The organism is Gordonia marina (assembly GCF_052036135.1).
In the GTDB taxonomy this organism is placed as follows: domain Bacteria; phylum Actinomycetota; class Actinomycetes; order Mycobacteriales; family Mycobacteriaceae; genus Gordonia.
In genome coordinates, this window is record NZ_JBPSDN010000005.1 from 137,309 (window position 1) to 160,187 (window position 22,879).

Genomic DNA, 22,879 nt, shown 5'->3' on the forward strand with positions numbered 1-22,879 from the left:
AGCCCCCCCCCCCCCCCCCCCCCCCCCCCCCCCCCCCCCCCCCCCCCCCCCCCCCCCCCCCCCCCCCCCCCCCCCCCCCCCCCCCCCCCCCCCCCCCCCCTCCCCCCCCCCCCCCCCCCCCCCCCCCACGACGTGGCCGGCGGTTCGTCTCAGGTCAGCGGATCGGCCACTGCACGTGCTTCACCTCGAAGAACTCGCGGTACCCCTCCTCGCCGCACTCGCGGCCGATGCCGGAGTGACCGGGACCGCCCCACGGCGCGTCGAGCCGGCGCCCGCCGCCGCCGTTGATGGTGACGGTGCCCGAACGCAGTCGCCGGGCCACCGCGATGGCGTCGGTGGTGATCCCCCAGATGTTGGCGTTGAGCGCGTACCTGGCGTCGTTGGCCATCGCCACCGCCTCATCGACGTCGTCGTAGGGCAGCACCACCGCGACCGGTGCGAAAAGTTCCTCCTGCGCGATCTCCGACGAGTTGTTCACACCGGTGATGAGCGTCGGCGCGTAGAAGTGTCCGCGGGGCAGGCCCTCGGGACGCCGTCCGCCGGTGACGATCGTCGCCCCCGCATCCACCGCACGCTGCACATAGCCTTCGACGCGGCGCAGGTGCTCGTCGCTGATCAGCGGCCCGACGAAGCTCTTCGGATCGCTCGCGTCACCGACGACGAGGCCCGCCATGTACGCCGCCGATTCGGTGACGAAGTCGTCGAAGTCGGGCCGGGGCACCAGGGTGCGCGTGGTGGCCCCGCATGCCTGGCCCGCGTTGGCGCAGAAGCGCAGCGCGGAGCCGGCGATCGTCGAATCGATGTCGGTCCCGGGCAGGATCAGATTCGGCGACTTGCCGCCGAGCTCCAGCACCACCTTGGTCAGATTCGGAGCGGCGAGCCGCTGGATGATCGTGCCGACCGCGGCCGACCCGGTGAAGGTGGCCATGTCGATCCGCGGCGAGCCGACCACCTGTTCGGTGACCTCCGGGCCGCCGAACACCAGGTTCACCGCGCCGGGCGGGAAGCCCACCTCGTCCATCAGCCGGACGACGGCGACGGTGCAGGCGATCGCCCGGGGCGACGGGACCAGCACCGAGGTGCAGCCGGCCGCCAGCGCGGCGCACACCTTCCAGACGATCAGCATGATCGGGTAGTTGTAAGCGGTGATCGCCGCCACCACCCCGATCGGCTCGCGCAGCAGCATGCTCGACGTGGTGACCGGTTCGTAGTGCAGCGGCAACTGCTGCTCCAGGCCGTCGGCCGGACCGCGCTCGGCGGCGTCGGCGAACCACCGGATGAAGGCGATCGGGCTGAGCACCTGCTGCTGCGCGGTGCTGATCGCGGTACCGACCTCGCGGGCGATCAGCGCCATCAGCTCGTCGGCGTCCCGTTCCATCAGGTCGGCGAGCGCGCGGAGGAGCCGTGCCCGTTCGGTGCCCGGCAGCGCGCGCCAGGCGCCGCCGTGGAACTCGCGGTACGCCGCGTCGAGCGCGGCCCCGACCTGTCCGGCGTCCGCCGCCGTCGCCCGGAACAGCGGTTCCTCGGTCGACGGGTTGTACGACGTCATCTCGGCACCACCGCCGACGACCCATGCGCCGTCGATGTAGTTGCCTGCCTGCGTGTCGGCACTCATCACTGTTCTCCACTCGACGCCGCGTGCCGGTCCTCGAACGAGATGACACCGCGGATGTTCTTGCCCGCGTGCATGTCGAGGTATGCGTCGTTGACCTGGTCGAGCGTGTACTGCGTGGTGATCATCTCGTTCAGCCGCAGGGCACCCCGCTTGTACAGGTCGAGCAGCATCGGCACCTCGCTCTGCGGTCCGGCCATCCCGTACAGCGCACCCTGGATGCGCTTCTCGCTCATCGTCAGATCGAGCACCGGAATGCTCATCTCTGTCAGGGTGTGCGGCGCGGCGCTGGTCACGACCAGGGTGCCGCGCTTGCCGAGCACGTCGTAGGCCTGCTTGAACTGCTCCTGCGTCGGCACACCGATGCAGACGATCACCGCGTCGGCCCCCTGCCCGTTGGTCAGCGACCGGGCGAGTTCCCCGGCCTCGTCGATGGTCTCGACGGCGTCGGTGGCGCCGAGCTTGAGCGAGAGGTCCCGCTTCATCGGGACCGGATCGACGGCGATCACGCGGCCGGCGCCGCGGAAGGCCGCGCCCTGGACCGCGCTCATGCCGATGCCCCCGGTGCCGACCACGACCACCACGTCGCCCACCTCGATGTCGGCGGCGCGGGTCGCCGATCCCCAGCCGGTCGGTACCGCGCAGCCCACGATGCAGGCGGTCTCGAACGGGATGTCGTCATCGATCTTCACGACGCATTCCACGGGTACGGTGGTCCACTCCGAGAAGGTGGACAGGCAGGCGTTCTGCGCCACGCCGACATCGTCGATGTGCATGCGGAAGCTGCCGTCGGGGCGGGTGCCCTTGGTGATCAGGTGCCCGGCGTCGCAGAGGTTCTGGTGCCCGGTCACGCACATCCGGCAGTGCCCGCACGCCGCGATGAACGAGGTCACCACGTGATCGCCGGGCTCCACCCGGGTCACGCCCGGGCCCACCGCCTCGACGATTCCGGCGCCCTCGTGCCCGCCGCACGCGGGATACGAATGGAACTGCATGTCGCCCTTCGCGAAGTGGTCGTCGGAGTGACACAACCCTGAGGCCATCACCTTGACCAGGACCTCGCCGTCGCCGGGCTCGTCGAGCTCCACCTCACGGACGTCCCAGTCCCCGGGCGCCTGCCACAGGATCGCTGCTGTCGTCTTCATCGTTCGTTCTCCTTCGGGGTCGTTCGGATACTCAGCCGGCGCGCGAGGCGTCCCAGTCGATGGTCGGCGAACGCCACGGCGGCCAGTGGTCGTCTTCAGCGGGCACGTCCACGGACAGCGCGCAGAAGCAGTCCTGGCACTTGGTCACCATGCGCGGACCGATGTAGTTGGCGACCGGGTAGCGGCGGACGTCCGCCGATCCGCACTCGGGGCAGACCGCGTCCACCGGCATGCGCTCGACGTAGATCCGGTCCTCCGCCGGCGGCGGGAACAACAGACGATCGACTCCACTCATGCTGAGACCTCCTTGACAGTGCGGCTCCCGCGGAAGTTGGGTGAGCACGCGGTGGGTACCTTCCATTCGCCCGCTTCGCGGGCGGCGGCGAGTTCGGCGCGGCGCACGGCCGTCGCCTCGCGGTCGACGGTGCCGTCGGCGCCGAACACCAGGCCGTAGGCCCGCTCGACGAATTCGGCGCTGTAGACGCCGTCGTCGACGTCCTCGAGGACGGCGTCGACCTCCCGGCGCAGCGGGTCACCCCAGCCGCCACCGCCGCCGACGATCAGGCGCAGGCCCTGCCCCGGCGCCAGCAGCACCTGGCTGATCTTGCCGGTCTGATACTTGGCGCCCTTGCCGAACTCGCCGTGGTCCGGATCGGGGCGGCCGTCGTCATCGAAGATGCCGAACAGCGGTTCCGCGCCGGTGTAGTCGAGCGAATCCATCGCGACCGACGGATCGAGGTCGTGCAACAGCCAGCCGTAGAACGGCATGCCGGTGCCGCCGCCCTGCACACCCGGCGCACCGGCCCGGATGCGGTCACCGGTGATGGTCACGACGGTGGGGGCGAGCGCCTCGACGGTGTAGAGCGAACCTGAGCCACCGCGATGCTCGCCGGCCCCCGCGGTGTCGGGCATCAGTTCGTGCTCCCAGACCACCACCGGGTTCTCCCGCTCCACGTGCTCCTGCACCGACGAACGGCAGTTGCCCATCGAGACCAGGCACAGGCTCAGTCCATCGCTCTTCCAGGTGCCGCCCCAGCCGCCGCCGGGCAGCGAGAACGTCGCCCACGGGGTGCCCTCACGGCCGGTGCGGGTATCGATGCCGCCGATGTTCATCATTCCGGCGGTACCCGAGTCACAGGCGATCGCCTGGTCACTGAGCGCAACCGCCATGGCCTGGGTCATCAGGTTGACGATGCGGCTGCCGGTGTCGACGTGGTTGGAGCAACTCGACGGCGGCAACACGCACACGGCGCTGCCCGGCGGCATGATCGCCTCGACCGGCCGCAGCGTGCCGCTGTTGACCGGCGACGACGGGTCGAGGATGAACTTGGCCCCGATGATCGCGCGGGTCGACTCGATCCAGGCGGTACCGACGTTGCCGTTCGGCTGACGCGAGGTTCCCGAGTAGTCGATCTCCATCGAATCACCGCGGACCTTGACGGTCATCACGATCTCCACCGGCACCGGGTCGATCGAGTCGTCGTCGAGGAAGTCGCTGACCCGGTAATCGCCGTCCGGCATGGCGGCGATCCCGGCGCGCATGGCCGCCTCGGTGACGTCCATGCCGTAGGCCGCACCGGCCTTGACCCGGTCGATGCCGTACCGGTCCAGGACGCCGGTCAGCTGCCGTGAGCCGACCTGCAGGGCGCCCGACAACGCACGGATGTCGCCGAGCACCAGGTGCGGTACCCGGTTGTTCTCCAGGATGTAGTTGAACACCGGACGCACCGGCACGCCCTCGGCGTACATCAGGGTCGGCGGGAACTTCAGCTGCTCCTCGAAGCAGGTCTGGGTACCGTTGGCGAAACCGCCGGGGATGGGCCCGCCCATATCGGCCACGTGCGACGTGGTGTGCAGGAGGAATTGCACCTCGCCGTGCCAGAAGACCGGCATCAGCAGGTTGATGTCCGAGCAGTGCACGGCACCGCGCCACGGATCGTTGACCATGATCACGTCGCCCGGTTTGAGGATGGACTCGTCCCACTCGTCCATCACGAAGTTGGCGATGTGCTGGCTGACGAAGGCGTGCTGCACGCAGCCCTCCCACGACGCGGCCATCTCCCAGCCGGCGTCGGTGCGCACGTGCACGGCGGCGGTGCAGTCGCGGACGTCTCGCACGATCGGCGAGAAGCCACCGCGCATCAGCGTCTCGTGCATGTCCCGCGCCACCTCGATGAGGCCGTAGCGAAGAGTCTCCAGGTCGACGAGGTCGAACCCGTACTTCTCGTGCGCGTCGACCGCCGAGATGATCTGTTTCTGTTCGGTCATGTCACTCTCCCAGGTGGACGATGAGGTTTCCGGACGCGTCGATACGGGCCACCGAGCCCTCGTCGATCGCGGTGGTGGCGTACTGCTCGACGATGATCGCCGGGCCGTGCACGCGGTCGAGGGTGCTCAGGCGCGCCCTGTCGTGCACCGGGACGACGCCGAAGTCCCGGCCGGCCAGCCTCAGCGGGGCGTGCCGGATCAGGCTCTCGCCCTCCGCGTCGACGGTGCTGCGCGGCGCCTCGGCGGGGCGCGCGGCGGCCGCGGTGACCTCGATGGTGGTCACCATGATCGGCAGTTCCTCGGCGGTGAAACCGAACCGCTGGCGGTAGAAGTCGTGCACGCTCGCGGCGATCTCCTGCAGGCCGTCGTCATCGATGTGGTCGAGCCGGACGGGAATGCGGTTGTCCCAGGTCTGGCCCGCATACATGGCGAAGATCTCGCGGGTGGTGTGCACATCGCTCTCGGTGACGCCCTGGTTGAGCAGGTCGGCCCTGGCCTCGGCCGACAGTCTGCTGAACTCCGCCTCCAGGGTCTGCGCGCCGAGCGCCGTCAGGGTGTCCATCGGCGAGACCGCCTTGGTGACCCGCAGGTCCGAGGAGATCAGGCCGTAGGCGGAGAACTCTCCCGGATGCCGCGGAACGACGACGGAACCGAGGCCGAGTTCACGCGCCACCTGGATCGCCATCATCGGCCCGGCGGCGCCGAATGCCAGCAGCGAGAACTCGCGCAGATCGAGGCCGCGGTAGGTGGAGATCGACCGCAGGGCGCCGGCCATGTCCGAGCACGCCAGGCGGTACGCGCCGTCGGCGAGTTCGGTCGCCGACATGCCCAGTTGCGCGCCGACCGTCGCCAGCGCCTGTTCTGCCAGTTCCGGCCGCAACCGTAGGGAACCGCCGGCGAACAGGTCCGGCTGCAGGATCCCCAGGTGCAGGCACGCGTCGGTGATGGTCGGTTCGGTGCCGCCGCGGCCGTAGCTCGCCGGCCCCGGCACCGACTGCGCCGACTTCGGGCCGACACGCAGGGTACCCAGCTCGTCGACGTGGATCAGACTGCCCGCCCCCGAACCGACCGACTGGACGTCGACCGCGGGCATCGTCATCACGAGACCGTGCTCGACGGTCCACAGGTCGGTCATCGGGGTGCTGCCCTCGCGTACCGCGGCGATGTCGGTACTGGTGCCGCCGACGTCCATCGTCAGGTAGTTGCCGGTCCCGCCGCCGTGAGTGCGGGCCAGCTGCACGGCCCCGGCGACGCCGCCGACCGGTCCGGAGACCAGCTGGAAGACCGGCGAGTTGGAGGTCTCCCGGATGGAGCCGACACCACCGTTCATCGTCATGATCCACAACGAGCCGCTGAAGCCGATGTCGGCGAGCCGCTTCTCCAGGCGCGACAGATAGCCGGTGACGGTCGGGCCCACGTAGGCGTCCATCGCGACCGTGGTGGTGCGTTCGTGTTCCTTGGTGACCGGGTAGAGCGCCGAGGTCTGGATGTAGATCTCCGGGCACTCCTCGCGGACGATCGCGGCGGCGCGGCGCTCGTGCTCGTCGTTCAGGTACGAATTCATGAAGCAGATCGCGACCGCCTCGACGCCCTTCGCCGTGAGCGAGCCTGCCACCTCGCGGACCTGGTCCTCGTCGAGTGGCAGGATCGGGGCGCCGTCGTAGCCGATGCGCTCCCGGATGCCGTACCGATCGCGGCGCCGGACGATCGGCCGCTCCTGATGCGGACGGAGCCAGGTGGGGTCGTACAGGCGCGGGCCGAACTCGCGGTCCATGCGGCCCAGGTCGAGGAGGTCGCGGTGTCCGGCGGTTGCCAGCAGCGCGGTGTGTGCGCCGGTGCGGCTGAGCACCGCGTTGATGCCCTGGGTGTGGCCGTGCACGATCTCGTCGATGTCGGCGACGGCGATCCCCGACTCGGTCACCGCCTCGAGCACACCGTCTTCCTGGTGGGGCCGAGTGGTGAGCACCTTGAGTTCCTTGATCTCGCCGGTGGTGCGATTGATCGCCACCAGATCGGTGAAAGTGCCGCCGACGTCGATCCCGAGCCACCAACGTTCGCCGGTTGCCATGGTCTCTCCTTCGTGAGTGAATGTGTCACTTCTCACTCTCGCTTTCCGATGTGACCTGGCGGATCAGTCATCGGTCGCGGTTTTCTCATCCCTTCGAAGGAGATCGGGGGCGCACGGCGGCCGTCAGGCCCGACCGGCCCGCAGCCAGCGCGCCACGGCGTCCGAGCGGCTGGCGGCGCCGAGTTTGCGCAGCACGTTCGACACATGCGATTTGACCGTCGCCTCGGAGAGGTTGAGGCGGCGCGCGATCTGCCGGTTCGACGCTCCCTCGGCGAGGAGCCCGACGACCTCGGACTCGCGCCGGGTCAGCGGTCCCTGCGGCAGCGGTGCGGGCACCGCCGGCGACGGCGGCGAGGCACCCACCGGGTCGCAGACCAGCGCGGCCAGACCCTCCCGCATGCGAACCAGTGTCAGGCTCTGGGCGAAGCCCTCGGCCAGAGCCTCCAGCAGCACCCGGTCGGCCGGCGTGATCACCCGCTGCTCGAAGTACTGGTCGGCGTGGACCATCCCGACCGCACGGCCGTTCACGACGACCGGCGCCATTCCGTACGACTGGGACAGGCCGACCTCGGCGAACTCGCGGAACACCCGCGGGTTGCCCGGCACCTCGGTGACGATCGCGGCGCGGCCGTAGGTGACGACGTCGGTCTCGATGAGACTCGCATCGAGGACGTGCGGGTCCGCCATCCCGACCGCGAGCATCTCGGCGGCCCAGTCGGGTGCCTGGGGGACGTGCATCGCCCGCATGTTCCAGCGCCCGCCCTCGACGGTCGAGATCAGGGTGCGGTCGAATCCGAGGCAGTCGTGCCCGACATGCGAGGCGATGATGCAGAGCTCGTCGAAGGTCGCCGCGGTCCGCATCTCCGCGATCGCGTCCCGGATCCCGCGGGCGACGTCGAGCCGGTGCCGTTCGGCCCATTCACGTTCGGCGCACACCTGCAGTTCCCGAATCTCGGTGAGCAGCCCCGACACACGGGAGGCCAGCTCCGGTCCCGGCACCGACGGTCCCACCGTCATGGAGGCGACCGCCGCATTCGACGCCTCCTGTAGGACTCTCTCGAACGCGGCCCGGTCCGGCCGCGCGGGGGGCCGCGACAACGTCCCGCCGGGCAGTTCACTCACCCGACGCACGAGCTCGGCCAGCCGTTCGGCGAGTTCGCCGGGCATGCGCGCGGGGCCGCTACCGGTGATCGACACCGGTGACGGCCCCTCATGGTGCTGTGGTTGCGCGGTCATGTCACCGACGGCCTCACTCCCCGGTATCCCGCGGCGCGCCGGCCAGGCGGGCGGCGCGGATCATCCGGGCCGGGTCGTCGAACACCGGAATGCCGGCCGCACGCAGCATGCCGAGTCCCTTGGGGGCGAGTTCGGCGGCGATGGTCCAGGCCACCAGGACCGGTTTGCCGGTCGCCTCCACCGCACCCCGGATCTGTGCGGCGAGTTCCTCGGCCATCGGGTCGGCGACCGTGGTCACCAGGACCGCGACGGCGTCGGCCTCGTCCGACGCGGTGATCGCGTCCAACGTCTTGCCGTAGATGCCGGGGTCGGCGGTCACCCGGCCGGTCACATCCACCGGGTTGGCGATGGCCGCGTAGCTGGGCAGGATCTCCCCGATCGCCGAGCGCAGCCGCTCGCCGAAGACCGGCACCTCGAAGCCGGCCTGGGTGGCGAGGTCGGCGAGCATCGAGCAGGCGCCGCCCGAGGTCGATACGATACCGATCCGCGCCCCCGCGTCCAGGCCCGCGCCGATGTTGCGGAGCGCGAGGGCGTCGAGCAAGTCGGTGATCGTGTCGATCGGCGTCGCGCCGGCCCGGGTCAGCAGCGACTGGTAGACGGCGTAATCGCCGGCCACGCTGCCGGTGTGCGAGGCCACGGCCCGCGCACCGACGGCGGTGCGACCCACCTTCAGGACCAGCACGGCCTTGTCGCGCGCGGTCGCCCGCTCGACGGCGCTGAGCAGCCGACGGCCGTCACTGACACCCTCCACCACCACAGCGATGGTGTCGGTGGAGTCGGTGCCTGCCAGGTAGTCGATGTAGTCGGCGATCTGCAGCGCGGCCTGGTTGCCGACACTGATGAAGTGGCTGATGCCGATGCCGCGTTCCCACGCCTGCGAGGCGAGACTGCCGCCGAGCGCGCCGGACTGGGCGATCAGCGCCACCTTGCCCCGCGGGATCTCCGCCATGCTCTGCGCCTGCGAGAAGCAGACCTGCACGTGGCGCTCCGGGCTCATGATGCCGACGGTGTTGGGCCCGCAGAGGGCGATGCCGTACTCGGCGGCGACGGCGGCCAGCCGCTCCTCCGCCTCGTGGTCGCCGACCTCGGAGAAGCCGGAGCTCAGCACGACGGCGGCACGCACCCCGATCTCACCGCACTGAGCGAGGACGTCCTCGCAGGCCTTGGCCGGGACCGCGATGCAGGCGAGGTCCACCGAACCGGTCTCCAGGTCGCCGATCGACGGCACCGCCGGGTAGCCGTCGATCTCGGTCGCGGTCGGGTGCACCACGGTCACCCGTCCGGCGTAGCCGTGCTGGCGCAGGTAGCCGAGCACCCGGTTGCCGGGCTGCAGCGCGGTCGCGCTCGCGCCGATCAGCACCAGCGACTCCGGCTCCAGCAGGGGCGCGAGATCCGGGATCTCGTGGGCGGCGCCGGACACGGAGGTGTCGAGCGTCGAGTCGACGCCCATCCGCGCGTCGACCACGAACGGCCCCTGGTCGGTGATCACCAGCGGGTTGAGGTCGGCCTCGACCAGCCCGGGCACCAGCGCGGGCAGCGCGGTGGCGGCGGCGATCACCTCCGCGACCTCGCGGGTGACGTCGGGATTGCCGCGGAACTCCCCGAGGGCGGTGCCGATCGCGAGGCCGCGCAGCAGGTCGTGCGCCTCGTCGACGGTCAGCGGGCAGGCGGCGATGGCGCGTTCGGGCATGATCTCCACCAGGCTGCCGCCGGCGCCGAGCACCACGACGTGCCCGAAGGTCTCGTCCCACTTGAGGCCGATGAAGATCTCCGGGCGGCGGGTGGAGACCATCTGCTGCACCAGGATCTGCCAGGCCTCGTCGATCAGGCCCTGCCCGGCGGCGACCTCGGCCAGTCGCCGCGCCGCGGCCTCGGCGTCGTCGCTGGTGGCGATGTCGAGGATCACCGCGCCGACGTCCGCCTTGTGCACGATGCTCCGGCTGATCAGTTTCATCACCACGGGGCCCGGGATCGCGGCGGCGGCCTCGATCGCCTCGTCCGGGGTACCGACCAGGCGTTCGGCGGCCACCGGCACGCCGGCCGCCGAGAGGTGTTCGGTCAGTTCGGTGTAGTCGAGCATCACTGTGAGTGTCTCCGCTTTCGATCGTCTTCGGCGAGTGGCGCCGATCATAATTCTAACGTTACGTTTGATTTACGACAACGCTTGGTTCCGGAACGTCCACCACCGGTCGTTTAGGCTGGGACGGACGCTCACGAGGAGGTAATCCCGGGAGGTTTCCGGTAGAGGAGGAGTGGGTATGACGGTCGCCAAGACGGACGGCGCGCCGGCGCGGCGCGTGTCCAAGTCCGAGGCCACCCGCGCGCGGATCATCGCCGCGGCGGGCAAGGTTCTCGCCGAGCAGGGCTACGAGCACACCCGCCTGTCGGCGATCGCCGAGGAGGCCGGCCTGCAGACCGGCAGCCTCTACTACTACTTCGACTCGAAGGAGGAACTGGTCGAGGAGGCTCTCGGCGGGGGCGTCGAGTACACCCACCGCCGGGTGCGCGACGCCGTCGACGGCCTGCCCGAGTCCGCGACCGCGGGAGAGCGGTTGTTCGTGGCGACCCGGGCCTTCGTCTGTGCCCGCCTGGAGATCGGCGCCGTGTCGCCGGCCCACATCCGCAACTACCGGACGCTCCCCGACGAGATGCGCGAGCGGCTGCGGCCCGAACTCGAGGCGTTCTCCGCGCTGTGGGACCGGCTGGTCGAGGAGGCCGCGGCCGCCGGCGAGATCCGGAGCGACATCGATCCGTTCGTGCTGCACCTGTTCGTCGTGCACACCTCCGAGCAGCTCGTCAAGTGGCCGGAGCACACCAAGCCGTCCATCGACCAGACCGTCGACACCATTCTCGCGCTGATGTTCGACGGCCTGGTCGGCCCGGCCGTCAACCGCGCGGAATAGCCTCGATCGGGGTCTGCGGGTCCAGCGACGACAGGTCGCCGGGATCCTCGCCCAGGTGACGCGCCCGGATCGCCCGGCGCATCACCTTGCCGTTCTTGGTCTTCGGCAACGACGCGACCACATGGACGGTCGGCGCGAACGCCCGGCCGACGTTCTGTTCCGCGGTCCGCGCGATGTCGTCGTGATCGGCGTCCCCGGATCCGAAAGCACCGTCCGCCAGCACGACGAATCCGACCACCCGCTGGCCGCGCTGCTCGTCCGGCACCCCGATCACCGCGGCCTCCACGATGCGCCGGTCGACCAGCATGCTGGCCTCGATCTCGCCGGGGCCGACACGGCGGCCGGAGACCTTGATGGTGTCGTCGCTGCGGCCGTGGATCCGCCAGGTACCGTGCTCGTCGACGCCGGCCAGGTCGCCGTGCACCCAGATGCCGTCCCACCGGCTCCAGTAGGTCCGCAGGTAGCGCTCGCGGTCCCGCCAGAACGAGTGCGTCATGCCCGGCGAGGTGTTCAGCACGCAGACCTCGCCGACCTCGCCGATCACCGGCTCGCCGTCGGCGTTCAGCACGGCCAGATCGACGCCGAGCATCGGAGCGTTGAACGACGCCGGCTCCATCGGCAGGAACGGGTACGAGATGGCGATGCCGCCGCCGATCTCGGTGCCGCCGCTGTAGTTGACGATGGGCCTGCGACCCTCGCCGATCGTGTCGAACAGCCAGTGCCAGGTCGGGGAGTCCCACGCCTCCCCGGTGGAGGCGAAGGTGCGGATCGAACTCAGGTCGGCGCCGGGATCGTCGCCCTGCGCCTTCAGCGCGCGCGCCGCGGTGGGCGCGATGCCCTGGAAGGTGACCTGGTTCCGCTCCGCGACCTCCCACAGCCGATTCGGAGTCGGGTAGGTCGGCACGCCCTCGGTCAGCACCAGGGTGGCACCGAGCTGCAGCACCGAGGTGATCAGCAGGGGCCCGAGCAGCCAGCCCATGTCGGCGATCCAGGCGACCACGTCGTCCTCGTGGATGTCGAAGCCGTAGGCGAAGTCGACCGCGGCCTTCACCGCGAAGCCGCCGTGGCTGTGCACGATGCCCTTCGGACGCCCGGTGGTGCCCGAGGTGTAGACGATGGTGACGGGCTCGTTCGACTCGGTGGACGCGGTCGGAACCGGCGCCGGATCCTGCTCGAGCTCGTCGTAGAGGACGTCGCGGCCGTCGGCCATCGCGACGGAATCGCCGACGTTGCGCACGACGATCACGGTGTCCACGACGCCCTCGGCGAGCGCTACGGCCTCGTCGGCGGTCGCCTTCATCGGCACCGTCTTGCCCCGGCGGGTGGAACCGTCGGCGGTGATCAGCACCTTCGCGCCGGAGTCGGCGAGCCGGGTAGCCACCGCGTCGGCGCCGTAGCCGGAGAAGGCCGGCACCGAGACGGCCCCGATCATGGCGCACGCCAGGTACGAGATCACCGCCTCCGGGACGATCGGCAGGAACAACACCACGCGATCGCCACGGCCCACGCCGCGCGCCGCGAGGTTGGCCGCCAGGCGGCGGACCTCGACGTCGAGCTCGGCGTAGGTGAGCGTGCGACGGCGCCCGCTGTCGCCCTCGTAGATCACGGCCGTCTTGGCCGCGGACTCGCCGGCCGCATGCCGCGCCGAGCAGAGGGTGGCGAGATTGATGCGCCCACCGGTGAACCACTTCGGGAACGGTTTGCCGTCGCTGTCGTCCAGCACGCGCTCGAAGGGCGCGTCGAACTCGATGTTCAGATCGTCGACGGCGGCCCGCCAGAAGCGCTCCGGCTCGTCGACCGAGGCGCGCTGCACGTCCGCGAGCGTGTCGTAGTTCCAGGTGCGCATCGCCGCCAGCAGGCGGCTGCGGCCGATGACCTCATCACTCGGCGTCCACGCCGGATCGTCGAGCCTTCCGAAGATTCCGGGTCCTCGCATGGTGTCTGCCTTCCAGTCCAGCACGATTCGCCTGTCGCGGTGCCGCGGCTCAGGCGTCGCCCTGCGGCCGCTTGAGCATGAGGCCGACGCGGGTGGTGTCGCAGACCACCTCGTCGCGCTGATTGATGCCCTGGTGATGGAAGGTCACCAGACCCGAATCGTCCCGGCTCTTGGACTCACGCACCGCCACGATCTCCGTCCGCACCCGGATGGTGTCACCGTGGAACGTCGGCTTCGGGAACTTGGTCTCGGTGAAACCCAGATTGCCCAGCGTCGTGCCGTACGTGGTCTCCTGCATCGAGATGCCACACACCAGACCATGCAGAAACAAGCTGTTCACCAGCCGCTGACCGAACAACGAATCCTTCGAGTACTCCGCATCCAGATGCAGCGGCGCCATGTTCAGCGTCATCGTCGAGAACAACACATTGTCGGCCTCGGTGATGGTGCGACGCACCTCGTGCTCGATGACCTGTCCGACCTCGAACTCTTCAAACCACATACCGGTCATTGCAGACTCCTCACGTCCTGCGGCGTTGTTGCCGCCGCAGCACAACGTACAATATTTTCTAACGTGTCAATAGATTTTCTGTTAGATTCGGCATCGTTCCCGTTCCCCCGGCAGAGAGGTGCTCGCAATGTCCGTAGCCGCCCACAATCCCGAAGTCAGCGACGACGACTTCGATTCGATCCTGACCTCGGTCCGCGAGTTCGTGCAGACCAAGGTGATCCCGCGTGAGCGCGAGATCGCCGACACCGACGCCATGCCCGACGACATCCGGCAGGCGTGCAAGGACATGGGCCTGTTCGGCTACGCGATCCCCCAGGAGTGGGGCGGCCTCGGCCTGAACCTCGTCCAGGACGTCGAGCTGGCGATGGAGCTCGGCTACACGACCCTGGCGCTGCGCTCGATGTTCGGCACCAACAACGGCATCGCCGGTCAGGTCCTGGTCAACTTCGGCACCGACGAGCAGAAGGCCGGCTGGCTCGAGGGCATCGCCTCGGGCGACGTGGTGGCCTCCTTCGCCCTCACCGAGCCCGGCGCCGGCTCCAACCCGGCCGGCCTGCGCACCAAGGCACGCCAGGACGAGAACGGCGACTGGATCATCGACGGGGAGAAGTGCTTCATCACCAACGCACCGACGGCCAATCTGTTCGTCACCTTCGCGCGCACCCGCCCCGCCGACGCCGACGGCCCGGGCATCGCGGTGTTCCTGGTGCCCGCCGACAGCGAGGGCGTCTCGGTGGCCCCGCACGACGCGAAGATGGGCCAACAGGGCGCGTGGACCGCGAACGTGTCGTACGCGGGGGTCCGTGTCCCGAACTCGGCCCTGGTGGGCGGCGACGTCGACACCGGCTACAAGGCCGCCATGACCTCCCTCGCCCGCGGCCGCGTGCACATCGCCGCCCTCGCCGTCGGCTCCGCGCAACGCGCCCTCGACGAATCCCTCCGCCACGCCGCCGTCACCACCCAGGGCGGCACCGCCATCAGCGACTTCCAACTCGTCCAGGCCCACCTCGCCGACATGCAGACCGGCATCATGGCCGGCCGCGCCCTCGTCCGCGACGCCGCCCAGAAGTGGGTCCTGGAACAGGACCGACGGATCGCGCCCTCGGTCGCCAAACTCTTCTGCACCGAAATGGTCGGCACCGTCGCCGACAAAGCCGTCCAGATCCACGGCGGCAGCGGCTACATGCGCGAAATGACCGTCGAACGCATCTACCGCGACGTCCGCCTCCTCCGCCTCTACGAAGGCACCAGCGAAATCCAGCGCCTCATCATCGGCGGCGGCCTCGTCCGCACCGCGAAGAAGCTCGGCTGACCCGCGGTCCAGCGCCGCGAACCCGAAGCCCGCCTGCCCTCCGGCAGGCGGGCTTCACCCTGTGCCACGGTCGGCCACCGGTCCGGGATCGGTGGTGACGACCACCCGGCCCCGGCACGACGAAGCTCCCACCCGGACCGTGTCGGGTGGGAGCTTCGCGCGGCCCGGGCCGCCCTTGGTCAGCCGGTGATCTGGGCGACGGGACCGTCGACCACCCGCAGGCCGGTGCCGACCGAGCCGATCTTCGCCAGCGCGCCGTTCGGGCGCACCGCGAACGAGTGAACTTGCGTGTCGCCCGGGTGACCCGGAGTCATGACATCGACCCCGTAGACGTACTTGCCGTTCGGGTTGAGCACCACCAGCGCAGGCAGGTTGCCGACTCCAGCGGCGAAGGGCGAACCCGCGATCGGCGACAGCTGGCCGTTCTTGTGGACGTTCCAGCCACTGATGCTCATGCCGAAGGCGTTCGGGGTGTACAGGTGCTTGCCGTTCGGAGTGATCTGGACCTCGTGGGAGATCGGGCCGCTGAACCACGAGCCGATCGGCGCCAGGTTGCCGTCCCCGAGGATGCGGAAGCCCCGGATATCCATGCTCTGCTCGTGCGCGATGTAGAAGAAGCGACCGTCCGGCGTGGCGTTGCCGTTGACCGGGACGATGCCGGCGGGCACCGTGCCGAGCGGGAGAAGCCGCCCGCCGGGGGCGACGCGATAGCTCTTGATACCCATCTCGAATGCGCTGGCCACCCGCACGAACTCGCCGTTCGGGTCGACGGTGACCATGGGTGCCACGGTCGCGATCAGCTGGTCCACCGAATGGCCGGTGTCGCGCAATCGTCCCGACCGGGTGATCTCCAGGGTCTTGAGCTTGCCGAGGCCGTTTGCGACGAACAGGAACTTGCCGTCGGGCGACGGAGTGAAGGTGACCGGCACGCCGCCGACGCGGAACTTCTGGATCTGGCGCAGCGTGCCCCCGTCAGACAGCCGGTAGACCGCGATCGCGTTGTCGAGCATGTTCCCGACGAAGACGGTACGGCCGTCCTGAGCCACTTTCACCGCCATCGTGCCGGCACCGGTCGAGTGCTCGGAGACCTTCCTCAACTGACCGCTGCCGAGGACTCGCAACACGACGATCTTGCCCGCATCGGTACCGGCGACCAGGAGGAACTTCGCCGGCTTCTCGGCCTGCGCCTCGCTCGCCCGCGACTCGGCGGAGGCCGTCGCGGGCACGACGAGGGCGAGGACGAGCGCGGCGATGGCCGCCAGCACGGCCGGCAGCCGGACGGGGTGGTGCCGGCACCGGACGGCACCAGTGGATTGCTTCATGAATCATCTGCTTTCTGCTTCGATGGTCAGTGATCTGAGACCCCGGGTGAGCCATGGACCTCAATGCTCGCCTCGACGCTAAGACGGCATCCGGCACACGACTGTTCAGGCTTTTGCACAGGTCAGTTCACGGCTCCGTACGCCTAGGCACCGTGTCGCTCGAGTCTTCTTCGAAGGCATCGGTGGATCCGCTGGGCGACCGACGACAACGCCGCCAAGCGTTCAGCGGGCCGCTGAGGACCCGAAAGGGCGCCGGCCTCCGGGGTCCGCGCCTCGCGCATCTCGGCACCGACCGGGCGGTCAGGTCCAGATGCGCGTGACCACGGACTTGGTCTCCAGGAACTCGGCGATGCCCTCCGGTCCGCATTCGCGCCCCCAGCCCGACTGCTTGTAGCCGCCGATCGGCAACTGCACGCCGCCCGCGCGGTGGATGTTGATGTTCACCCGGCCGGCCCGCAGTTTGCGTGCCACGGTCAGGGCGTTGTTCACGTCCCTGGTCCACACGCTGGATGCCAGCCCGTACGACGTGTCGTTGGCGACCTTGACCGCCTCGTCGACGTCCGACCACGACATCACTCCGAGCACCGGACCGAATATCTCCTCGCGCACCACGCGCATCGACGGATCGACGTCGGTGAGCACCGTCGGCTCGTAGTAGTAGCCTCGATCGCCGGTGCGCCGGCCGCCGGTCAGCACCGTCGCCCCCTCCTCACGGCCGCTCGCCACGTACTCCTCGACGCGGTCGAGCTGCCGCCGGCTCACCAGCGGCCCCAGCTCGACGCCCGGCTCGGTCCGGTATCCGATCTTCATGGTGCGCGCCGCCTCGGCGACGCCCTCGGCGACCCGTTCGGCGACGTCCGCGTGCGCCAGGAGGCGGGTCCCCGAGGTGCAGATCTGCCCGGAGTTCCAGAACATGCCGACCGCGAGCGCCGGGATCGCCGCCTCCAGGTCCGCGTCCGGCAGCACGATCATCGGCGACTTCCCGCCGAGCTCCAGCGACAGCTTCTTGAGGTTGCCCGCGGCCGCTTCCACGATCCGCTTGCCGACCACCGTCGAACCGGTGAAGCTCACCTTGTCGACGTCGTCGTGCGCGGTGAGCGCCGCCCCGACCTCGCTGCCGACGCCGGGGAGCACGTTCACCACCCCGGCCGGGACGCCGGCCCGCAGCGCCAGGGCACCGAGCGCGAGGGTGGTGAGCGGCGCTTCCTCGGACGGTTTGAGAACGGTGGTGCAGCCGGCCGCGAGCGCCGGACCGAGCTTCATCGCGTTGCCGATCATCGGCGCGTTCCACGAGGTGATGAGCGCGGCGACGCCGACGGGCTCCTTCCGCGTGAAGCCCTGGAACCGCATCTCGGCGGGGCCGATCTCGGCGCTCACGCCATAGATCTTGTCGGCCCAGCCGGCGAAGTAGCGGTACATGTTGATCGCCTCGGTGATCATCGCCTTCGCGGTGGGCTCGGGCATGCCGACGTCCATGCTCTCCAGGCGGGCGAGCTCGTCGATGTTCTCGGCGATCAGGTCCGAGAGCTTCCAGATGATCGCCGACCGCTGCTGCGCCGAGAGCCGCATCCAGCGTTCCTCGTCGAACGCCCGGCGCGCGGCGGCGACCGCCACGTCGACGTCGCCGGAGGTGGCGAGGCCGACCGCGCCGATCTCCTCCTCGGTGCCCGGATCGATCACCGTCAGCCGCCCACCGGCGAGCGGGGCGACCCATTCCCCGTCGATCAGCAGCGAGCCGGGCGTGACGAGGGGTCCGAAGACCCCGGTTTCCGTCGTTGTCATGTGTGGACTTCCTTTCGATGGGTGCGAGGTCCGGCGTCGCGGCGCCTCGCCCGGTCAGATCACGTTCGCGGCACGCAGTGCGGCGATGTCCTCGTCGCCGCAACCCGCGACCTCGCGCAGCACCCGCTCGGTGTCGGCACCGAGCGCGTGGGCGGGTTCGTCGAGCCCGACGCGGGACGCCGAGAGGGTCAGCGGGATGCCGCTCGTCACGGCGTCGAGCTCCTCACCGGCGAGGTTCGGCAGCGGCGCGATCACGCCGCGCTCGGCCAGGTACGGGTCCTCGAGCACTTGCGCCGCGGTGCGTACCGGAGCACACGGGATCCCACGTCGTGTCGCCAGCTCGTCGATCACCTCGGCGCTGGTCCGGGCGGCGGTCCACTCCTCGATCATCGCGTTCAGTTCGCCGGCGTTCGCCGCGCGCTGCCCGCGGCCGGCGAACCGGGGGTCGTCGATCAGCTCGGGCGTGCCCAGCGCGTCGAACAGGGCCGCCGCCCACGCCTCGGAGGCGGCCGCCATCGAGACGTGGCCGTCGCTCGTGCGATAGACGCCGAACGGCGCGAGCCGATTGTGGACGTTCCCCGATCGCGGCGGGAATCCGTGGCGGCCGAGGACGTCGCCGTGCTCGAAGGGCAGCAGCGAAGCGAGTGATTCGAGCATCGAGACGCTGACGTGCTGGCCGAGTCCGGTGCGCTCGCGCTGCCGCAGGGCCGCCTGTACGCCGATCACCCCGTGCAGGGGCGCCAGCAGATCGGCGATCGGCAGACCGAAGCGCAGCGGCGGGCCGTCGGGCTCGCCGGTGGTGTCCATGACGCCGCTGAGACCCTGCACGATGATGTCCATCGCCTTGATGCCCGGAAAGGCGCTCGGCCGGCCGAGCCCGCTCAACGAGCAGTAGACGAGGGCCGGGTTGAGTTCGCGGAGCGTGTCGTAGTCGACGCCGAGCCGCTCGACCACCCCGTCACTCAGGTTCTCGAAGACGACGTCGGCGTGACGCGCCATCCGGTAGAACACCTCCCGGCCGGCCTCGGATTTGAGATCGAGCTCCACCGACTTCTTGCCGCGGCTGCGCGCGAGCACCGACAGCGAGACGTCACCTTCGGCGATCGCCCCCATATGGAGCTCCCCCTCCGGGGTCGCGAACGGCGGATTGAAGCGGGCGATGTCGCTGCCGCCGGGGGACTCGATCTTGATCACCTCGGCCCCCAGGCCGGCCAGGATCAGCGTCGCGTACGGACCCGACAGGGCGACCGTGAGATCCAGGACGCGGATGCCCTCCAGCGGGCGCGATGCCGGATCGATGGGAGAACTCGCAGGCATGGATCATTTCTAACACATTGTTTGAAATAGTGTGTGGAGTAGGCCACACCCGATCGGCGTCCATGGAGAGCGGCGTGGCAGCGCGTGGCCGCAGAAGCAGCGCGTCGTCGCGCAGGCAGCGCACGCGAGCGCAGCTTCCGTACCGGACCGCTGCCACGACGGGCGGGCGGCGCGACCCGCCGCCCGGCGGGAACTAGGCCATGCCTCCCGAGTCTTCTCCGAAGGCATCGGCGGATCCGCTGGGCGGCCGGCAAGGCGGAGGAGGGAGGCATAGCGGAGCTATGCCGACCGACGACGACGCCGGGCGCTGCGCGGGCCGCCGAGGACCGGAAAGACAGTCAGGAGACGTGGCCTAACCCTCGGGCCACATCCCCTGCTTGGCCAGGGTGGCGACCAGTTCGTCGGCACCCGACATGATGTGCTCGCGCATCAGCGTCTCGGCCCGCGCAGCGTCTCGCGCGGCGAGCGCGTCGATGATCTTCGGGTGGGACTCCATGGTGTCGTCGGTGTGGCCTTCGATGTCGTTGTAGAAACGATTCGGCAGCTGCCGCACGATCGAGGCGAGCATGGTCGCCAGGCGGCGCGACCCGGCGGCGAGGTTGACGCAACGGTGGAATTCGTGGCCGTAGCGCACGGTTCCCTCGTCGTCGCCCGCCGCCAGCGCCCGCTGGTGATCCGCCAGAATCTCCCGCAAGCGCTCCAGGTCGGCATCGGTGATGCTCTCCGCGGCGCGCCGGGCGAGTTCCGCGGCCAGCACGGCCTGAGCCCAGAACAGGTCGCGCACGTCCTGCTTGGTGAATTCGCTGACCACGAACCCCCGCCGCGGCACCAGCTCGACGAAGCCCTCACCCGACAGGATGAGCAGACCCTCGCGCACCGGCGTGTTGCTGACACCGACGGCCTTGGCGATCGGCTCGGTGCGCAAGAAGTCGCCGGGCCGGGCCTGGCCGGAGATGATCAGCTCGCGGACATAGGCGGCCACGTCCTCAGAGAGTTGCTGCCGCCCTGCGGCCACCCGCGATCCCGTATCCACCGTCATCTGTGCACCACCGTCTCGATTTCCGGCGCGATTCCACGCCCCACCTGCGAATATATAATACGTTCCGGCAGAATCCCCGGATCTCGCGGACGACGGCCACGCAGGAATTCCGAACTCGGTGGTGTCAGACCTCCGTGGTCTCGGTGTTCCTCGGACTCCTTCGAGCCCGGGAAGCCGGGATGCGCGTCACAATCCGCACAGCGACGGCCCGGATCCGGATAGCGACAGACCCGCGTGAGGCCGCAACCGGTGTCCGTGAGCCCACGGACCGCCCCGGCAGACGAATCGGCCGGCCCCGGGGAGGGACCGGCCGATACGCGGACGCCGGTCTATTCGAACAGATCGAGCAGCGAGACCTCGCCCTCGGTGCCGACGATGCCGAGCGGCTTCGCCGACGAGTCGTCGACGATCGCCTCGAGATTGGCCTGCACATCCTCCGGGGTCAGCTCCGGGTTGGTGTAGCCGTCGTTCATCGCCAGCGAGAAGCGCTGGATCAGGCCGCCCTGCGCGAGGATGGTCTCGCCCGCCACGGCGCATTCGTCCGACGCCAGGTACGCGACGACCGGCGACACCATCGCGGTGGTCATGGTCGCCTTCAGCTGATCCTTGAGCGACTGCGGGATGTCGGCGGCCTCGGCCAGCGCGGTGTACGCGGTCGGCGCGATCGCGTTGACCCGGATGCCCTTCTTCAGTGCCTCGATCGAGAGCGTGCGGGTCCACGCGTACAGCGCACCCTTGGACGCGACATACGGGGTCTCCCCCTCCCAGCCGGACAGGGTCGGCGAGGCCGTGCTCACCACCCGCCCGTTCCCGCTGGCCACCAGGTACGGCCACGCCGCGGCGGTCACGGCGACGGTGCCGAAGAAGTTCACCTCCATGTGGCGGCGGGTCTGCGCCAGCGCGTTCTCATCGAAATCGGTGTGCTGGTCGATACCGGCGTTGTTGATGACGATGTCGAGCTTGCCGAAGTTGTCGACGGCCGCCTTGACGATGGCCTCGGCGTCGGTGGTCACATCGCCCTGGACGCCGACGGCCTTGCCGCCGGCCGCGACGATCGCGGCGGCGGTCTCCTCCGCGGCGGCCTGGTTCATGTCGCTCACCAGTACCGCGGCCCCGCGCGACGCCAGCAGCTCGGCGTGCGAGCGGCCCAGGCCCCGGCCGGCACCGGTCACCAGTGCCACCTTGTCGTTGAATTCCAGCATGTCCTCGCTCGTTTCTGTCGGTGTGTGGACCCGCCCGGGGAGATCCGCCCGATCGGTTCGGCCGGCGGCCCATGCGCGCTCATCGCGCCTCGCGGGAGTCCCCTCATTTATGGCATGTGTCCCGCGTCACGGGTGTCCACGTTCTTGGACACCGGCACCGAAGAGCCCGGCCGGCTCAGTCGCCCAGGTGCAGATGCGTGCCGAAGAACGGAACGAGGTGCGCCAGCGCCTCACCGGTCGGCTCCGGCCGGTCGTACAGGTCGTAGTGCGAGGCGCCCTCGACCACGACCAGCTCCTTGTCCTTCGACGCCGCACGACCGTAGAGCTCCATGCTCAGCCGGTACGACGCGAACGCACCGACCTTGTCGCCGATCACCACGCAGAGCGGCTGGGTCAGGAAGGTCTCCACCCGGTCGTAGGCGTCCCAGGTCGCCAGCGGGCCCTGGTAGACGAAGTTGAAGCTGGTCTCGCCGCCCGCCGCCTGACCACGGTCGGTCTTGTAGTAGTCGGTGGCCTCCACCACGTCGATGTCGGTGAGCCCGGCATCCTTCGCCGCCTGCACCGACGGCGGCAGCAGCGGGTTGATCTGGGCGGCGGCGCCGCGCGCCTGCGCGGTGCGCTGTGCGGCCAGCGCCTCGAGCATTCCGAGCGGGTTGTATTCGGAGAAGCCCTCGCGCATCAGGCGGCCGACGTTGCTGCCGACCACGGTGCCCAGCGCCTTGATACGGCGATCGATCTTGGTCGCCGCCACCGCGTACCCCGCACCTCCGCAGATACCGAGCACTCCGATGTTCGCGTCGTCGACATACGGCTGTGTCACGAGGTAGTCGATGACGAAGCTGAAGTCGCTCGTACGGAAGCCGGGGTCCTCGACCAGCCGCGGTTCGCCGCCGCTCTCCCCCTGGAAGCTCGCGTCGAACGCGATCACCACGAACCCGGCGTCGGCCAGTGCCGTGCCGTAGATGTTGCCCGAGGTCTGCGCCTTGCAACTGCCCGTCGGATGCCCCGACACGATCGCCGGGTACTTCTTCGCCGGATCGAACGACGGCGGGAAATAGACATCGGCGGCGATGTCCCACGCCCAGCCCTTCAGCGACACCGTTTGCTTCTCAGCCATGACGGATCCTCTCCATAGTCCGAATCCGGCCTGTCCGGAATCGGTCGACTACTCGAAAACTACGGAAGCCCGTTCGGCACAAACAGGCACGGATTACTCCTATGACCGG

The 22,879-nt window shown here is 69.6% G+C and carries 17 protein-coding genes; 2 read left to right on the plus strand and 15 right to left on the minus strand.

The window, feature by feature from the left end; genetic code table 11:
• Nucleotides 1–154: 154 nt before the first annotated feature.
• The 7 genes from ACSEEN_RS04515 to ACSEEN_RS04545 form a co-directional block, all read right to left on the minus strand.
• Nucleotides 155–1,615 carry an aldehyde dehydrogenase family protein gene (locus tag ACSEEN_RS04515; protein ID WP_440712445.1) on the minus strand — a complete coding sequence of 487 codons (1,461 nt, stop codon included), beginning with the start codon at nucleotides 1,613–1,615 and terminating at the stop codon, nucleotides 155–157.
• Nucleotides 1,615–2,757, minus strand: coding sequence for an NDMA-dependent alcohol dehydrogenase (locus tag ACSEEN_RS04520; protein WP_440712446.1), 1,143 nt, complete (start codon nucleotides 2,755–2,757; stop codon nucleotides 1,615–1,617). The genes ACSEEN_RS04515 and ACSEEN_RS04520 overlap by 1 nt, the downstream gene beginning before the upstream one ends.
• Before the next feature lie 31 nt (nucleotides 2,758–2,788).
• Nucleotides 2,789–3,052, minus strand: a complete 264-nt coding sequence (locus ACSEEN_RS04525) for a hypothetical protein (RefSeq protein WP_440712447.1) — start codon at nucleotides 3,050–3,052, stop codon at nucleotides 2,789–2,791.
• Entirely contained in the window at nucleotides 3,049–5,025 is a 1,977-nt protein-coding gene (locus ACSEEN_RS04530; RefSeq protein ID WP_440712448.1) for a hydantoinase B/oxoprolinase family protein, read from the minus strand. The genes ACSEEN_RS04525 and ACSEEN_RS04530 overlap by 4 nt, the downstream gene beginning before the upstream one ends.
• A gap of 1 nt (nucleotide 5,026) precedes the next feature.
• Complete coding sequence (locus ACSEEN_RS04535) at nucleotides 5,027–7,093, minus strand: hydantoinase/oxoprolinase family protein (RefSeq protein ID WP_440712449.1); 2,067 nt, start codon at nucleotides 7,091–7,093, stop codon at nucleotides 5,027–5,029.
• Nucleotides 7,094–7,216: 123 nt separating this feature from the next.
• Nucleotides 7,217–8,329 carry a helix-turn-helix transcriptional regulator gene (locus ACSEEN_RS04540; RefSeq protein WP_440712450.1) on the minus strand — a complete coding sequence of 371 codons (1,113 nt, stop codon included), beginning with the start codon at nucleotides 8,327–8,329 and terminating at the stop codon, nucleotides 7,217–7,219.
• 13 nt (nucleotides 8,330–8,342) lie between these two features.
• Nucleotides 8,343–10,409: an acetate--CoA ligase family protein gene (locus tag ACSEEN_RS04545; protein WP_440712451.1), complete on the minus strand. Its 2,067-nt coding sequence runs from the start codon at nucleotides 10,407–10,409 to the stop codon at nucleotides 8,343–8,345.
• 178 nt (nucleotides 10,410–10,587) lie between these two features.
• Between ACSEEN_RS04545 and ACSEEN_RS04550 the strand changes: the two genes are divergently transcribed.
• A complete protein-coding gene (locus ACSEEN_RS04550; protein ID WP_440712452.1) occupies nucleotides 10,588–11,232 on the plus strand; it encodes a TetR/AcrR family transcriptional regulator in 645 nt (214 codons plus the stop codon).
• On the opposite strand, the gene ACSEEN_RS04555 is transcribed toward ACSEEN_RS04550, so the two are convergent.
• Both ACSEEN_RS04555 and ACSEEN_RS04560 read right to left on the minus strand, forming a co-directional pair.
• Entirely contained in the window at nucleotides 11,216–13,168 is a 1,953-nt protein-coding gene (locus ACSEEN_RS04555; protein WP_440712453.1) for an AMP-binding protein, read from the minus strand. The two genes, ACSEEN_RS04550 and ACSEEN_RS04555, sit on opposite strands and share 17 nt — an antisense overlap.
• 49 nt (nucleotides 13,169–13,217) lie before the next feature.
• Nucleotides 13,218–13,724 carry a MaoC family dehydratase gene (locus tag ACSEEN_RS04560; protein ID WP_440712454.1) on the minus strand — a complete coding sequence of 169 codons (507 nt, stop codon included), beginning with the start codon at nucleotides 13,722–13,724 and terminating at the stop codon, nucleotides 13,218–13,220.
• Between the two features lie 82 nt (nucleotides 13,725–13,806).
• On the opposite strand from ACSEEN_RS04560, the gene ACSEEN_RS04565 reads away from it, so the two are divergent.
• Nucleotides 13,807–14,991 carry an acyl-CoA dehydrogenase family protein gene (locus tag ACSEEN_RS04565; protein WP_440712455.1) on the plus strand — a complete coding sequence of 395 codons (1,185 nt, stop codon included), beginning with the start codon at nucleotides 13,807–13,809 and terminating at the stop codon, nucleotides 14,989–14,991.
• 179 nt (nucleotides 14,992–15,170) lie between these two features.
• Here the strand turns inward: ACSEEN_RS04565 and ACSEEN_RS04570 are convergent, their stop codons facing one another.
• The 6 genes from ACSEEN_RS04570 to ACSEEN_RS04595 all read right to left on the minus strand — a co-directional run bounded on the left by ACSEEN_RS04570 (nucleotide 15,171) and on the right by ACSEEN_RS04595 (nucleotide 22,770).
• On the minus strand, nucleotides 15,171–16,313 hold the full coding sequence (locus ACSEEN_RS04570; protein WP_440712456.1) for a lactonase family protein: 1,143 nt from the start codon (nucleotides 16,311–16,313) through the stop codon (nucleotides 15,171–15,173).
• Between the two features lie 300 nt (nucleotides 16,314–16,613).
• Nucleotides 16,614–18,095: an aldehyde dehydrogenase family protein gene (locus tag ACSEEN_RS04575; RefSeq protein WP_440712457.1), complete on the minus strand. Its 1,482-nt coding sequence runs from the start codon at nucleotides 18,093–18,095 to the stop codon at nucleotides 16,614–16,616.
• Nucleotides 18,096–18,149: 54 nt separating this feature from the next.
• Entirely contained in the window at nucleotides 18,150–19,412 is a 1,263-nt protein-coding gene (locus tag ACSEEN_RS04580) for a CaiB/BaiF CoA transferase family protein (RefSeq protein ID WP_440712458.1), read from the minus strand.
• A 352-nt stretch (nucleotides 19,413–19,764) separates the two neighbouring features.
• Nucleotides 19,765–20,451, minus strand: a complete 687-nt coding sequence (locus ACSEEN_RS04585; protein ID WP_440712459.1) for a GntR family transcriptional regulator — start codon at nucleotides 20,449–20,451, stop codon at nucleotides 19,765–19,767.
• A 329-nt stretch (nucleotides 20,452–20,780) separates the two neighbouring features.
• Nucleotides 20,781–21,653, minus strand: coding sequence for an SDR family NAD(P)-dependent oxidoreductase (locus tag ACSEEN_RS04590; RefSeq protein WP_440712460.1), 873 nt, complete (start codon nucleotides 21,651–21,653; stop codon nucleotides 20,781–20,783).
• 175 nt (nucleotides 21,654–21,828) lie between these two features.
• Nucleotides 21,829–22,770, minus strand: a complete 942-nt coding sequence (locus tag ACSEEN_RS04595) for an alpha/beta hydrolase (protein WP_440712461.1) — start codon at nucleotides 22,768–22,770, stop codon at nucleotides 21,829–21,831.
• Nucleotides 22,771–22,879 lie beyond the last annotated feature (109 nt).

What these genes read in the sequence shown, in the direction of transcription:
- ACSEEN_RS04515 (WP_440712445.1), bottom strand. Translation starts at nt 1,615, where the DNA reads ATGAGTGCCGACACGCAGGCAGGCAACTACATCGACGGCGCATGGGTC.
- ACSEEN_RS04520 (WP_440712446.1), bottom strand. Translation starts at nt 2,757, where the DNA reads ATGAAGACGACAGCAGCGATCCTGTGGCAGGCGCCCGGGGACTGGGAC.
- ACSEEN_RS04525 (WP_440712447.1), bottom strand. Translation starts at nt 3,052, where the DNA reads ATGAGTGGAGTCGATCGTCTGTTGTTCCCGCCGCCGGCGGAGGACCGG.
- ACSEEN_RS04530 (WP_440712448.1), bottom strand. Translation starts at nt 5,025, where the DNA reads ATGACCGAACAGAAACAGATCATCTCGGCGGTCGACGCGCACGAGAAG.
- ACSEEN_RS04535 (WP_440712449.1), bottom strand. Translation starts at nt 7,093, where the DNA reads ATGGCAACCGGCGAACGTTGGTGGCTCGGGATCGACGTCGGCGGCACT.
- ACSEEN_RS04540 (WP_440712450.1), bottom strand. Translation starts at nt 8,329, where the DNA reads ATGACCGCGCAACCACAGCACCATGAGGGGCCGTCACCGGTGTCGATC.
- ACSEEN_RS04545 (WP_440712451.1), bottom strand. Translation starts at nt 10,409, where the DNA reads ATGCTCGACTACACCGAACTGACCGAACACCTCTCGGCGGCCGGCGTG.
- ACSEEN_RS04550 (WP_440712452.1), top strand. Translation starts at nt 10,588, where the DNA reads ATGACGGTCGCCAAGACGGACGGCGCGCCGGCGCGGCGCGTGTCCAAG.
- ACSEEN_RS04555 (WP_440712453.1), bottom strand. Translation starts at nt 13,168, where the DNA reads ATGCGAGGACCCGGAATCTTCGGAAGGCTCGACGATCCGGCGTGGACG.
- ACSEEN_RS04565 (WP_440712455.1), top strand. Translation starts at nt 13,807, where the DNA reads ATGTCCGTAGCCGCCCACAATCCCGAAGTCAGCGACGACGACTTCGAT.
- ACSEEN_RS04570 (WP_440712456.1), bottom strand. Translation starts at nt 16,313, where the DNA reads ATGAAGCAATCCACTGGTGCCGTCCGGTGCCGGCACCACCCCGTCCGG.
- ACSEEN_RS04575 (WP_440712457.1), bottom strand. Translation starts at nt 18,095, where the DNA reads ATGACAACGACGGAAACCGGGGTCTTCGGACCCCTCGTCACGCCCGGC.
- ACSEEN_RS04580 (WP_440712458.1), bottom strand. Translation starts at nt 19,412, where the DNA reads ATGCCTGCGAGTTCTCCCATCGATCCGGCATCGCGCCCGCTGGAGGGC.
- ACSEEN_RS04585 (WP_440712459.1), bottom strand. Translation starts at nt 20,451, where the DNA reads ATGACGGTGGATACGGGATCGCGGGTGGCCGCAGGGCGGCAGCAACTC.
- ACSEEN_RS04590 (WP_440712460.1), bottom strand. Translation starts at nt 21,653, where the DNA reads ATGCTGGAATTCAACGACAAGGTGGCACTGGTGACCGGTGCCGGCCGG.
- ACSEEN_RS04595 (WP_440712461.1), bottom strand. Translation starts at nt 22,770, where the DNA reads ATGGCTGAGAAGCAAACGGTGTCGCTGAAGGGCTGGGCGTGGGACATC.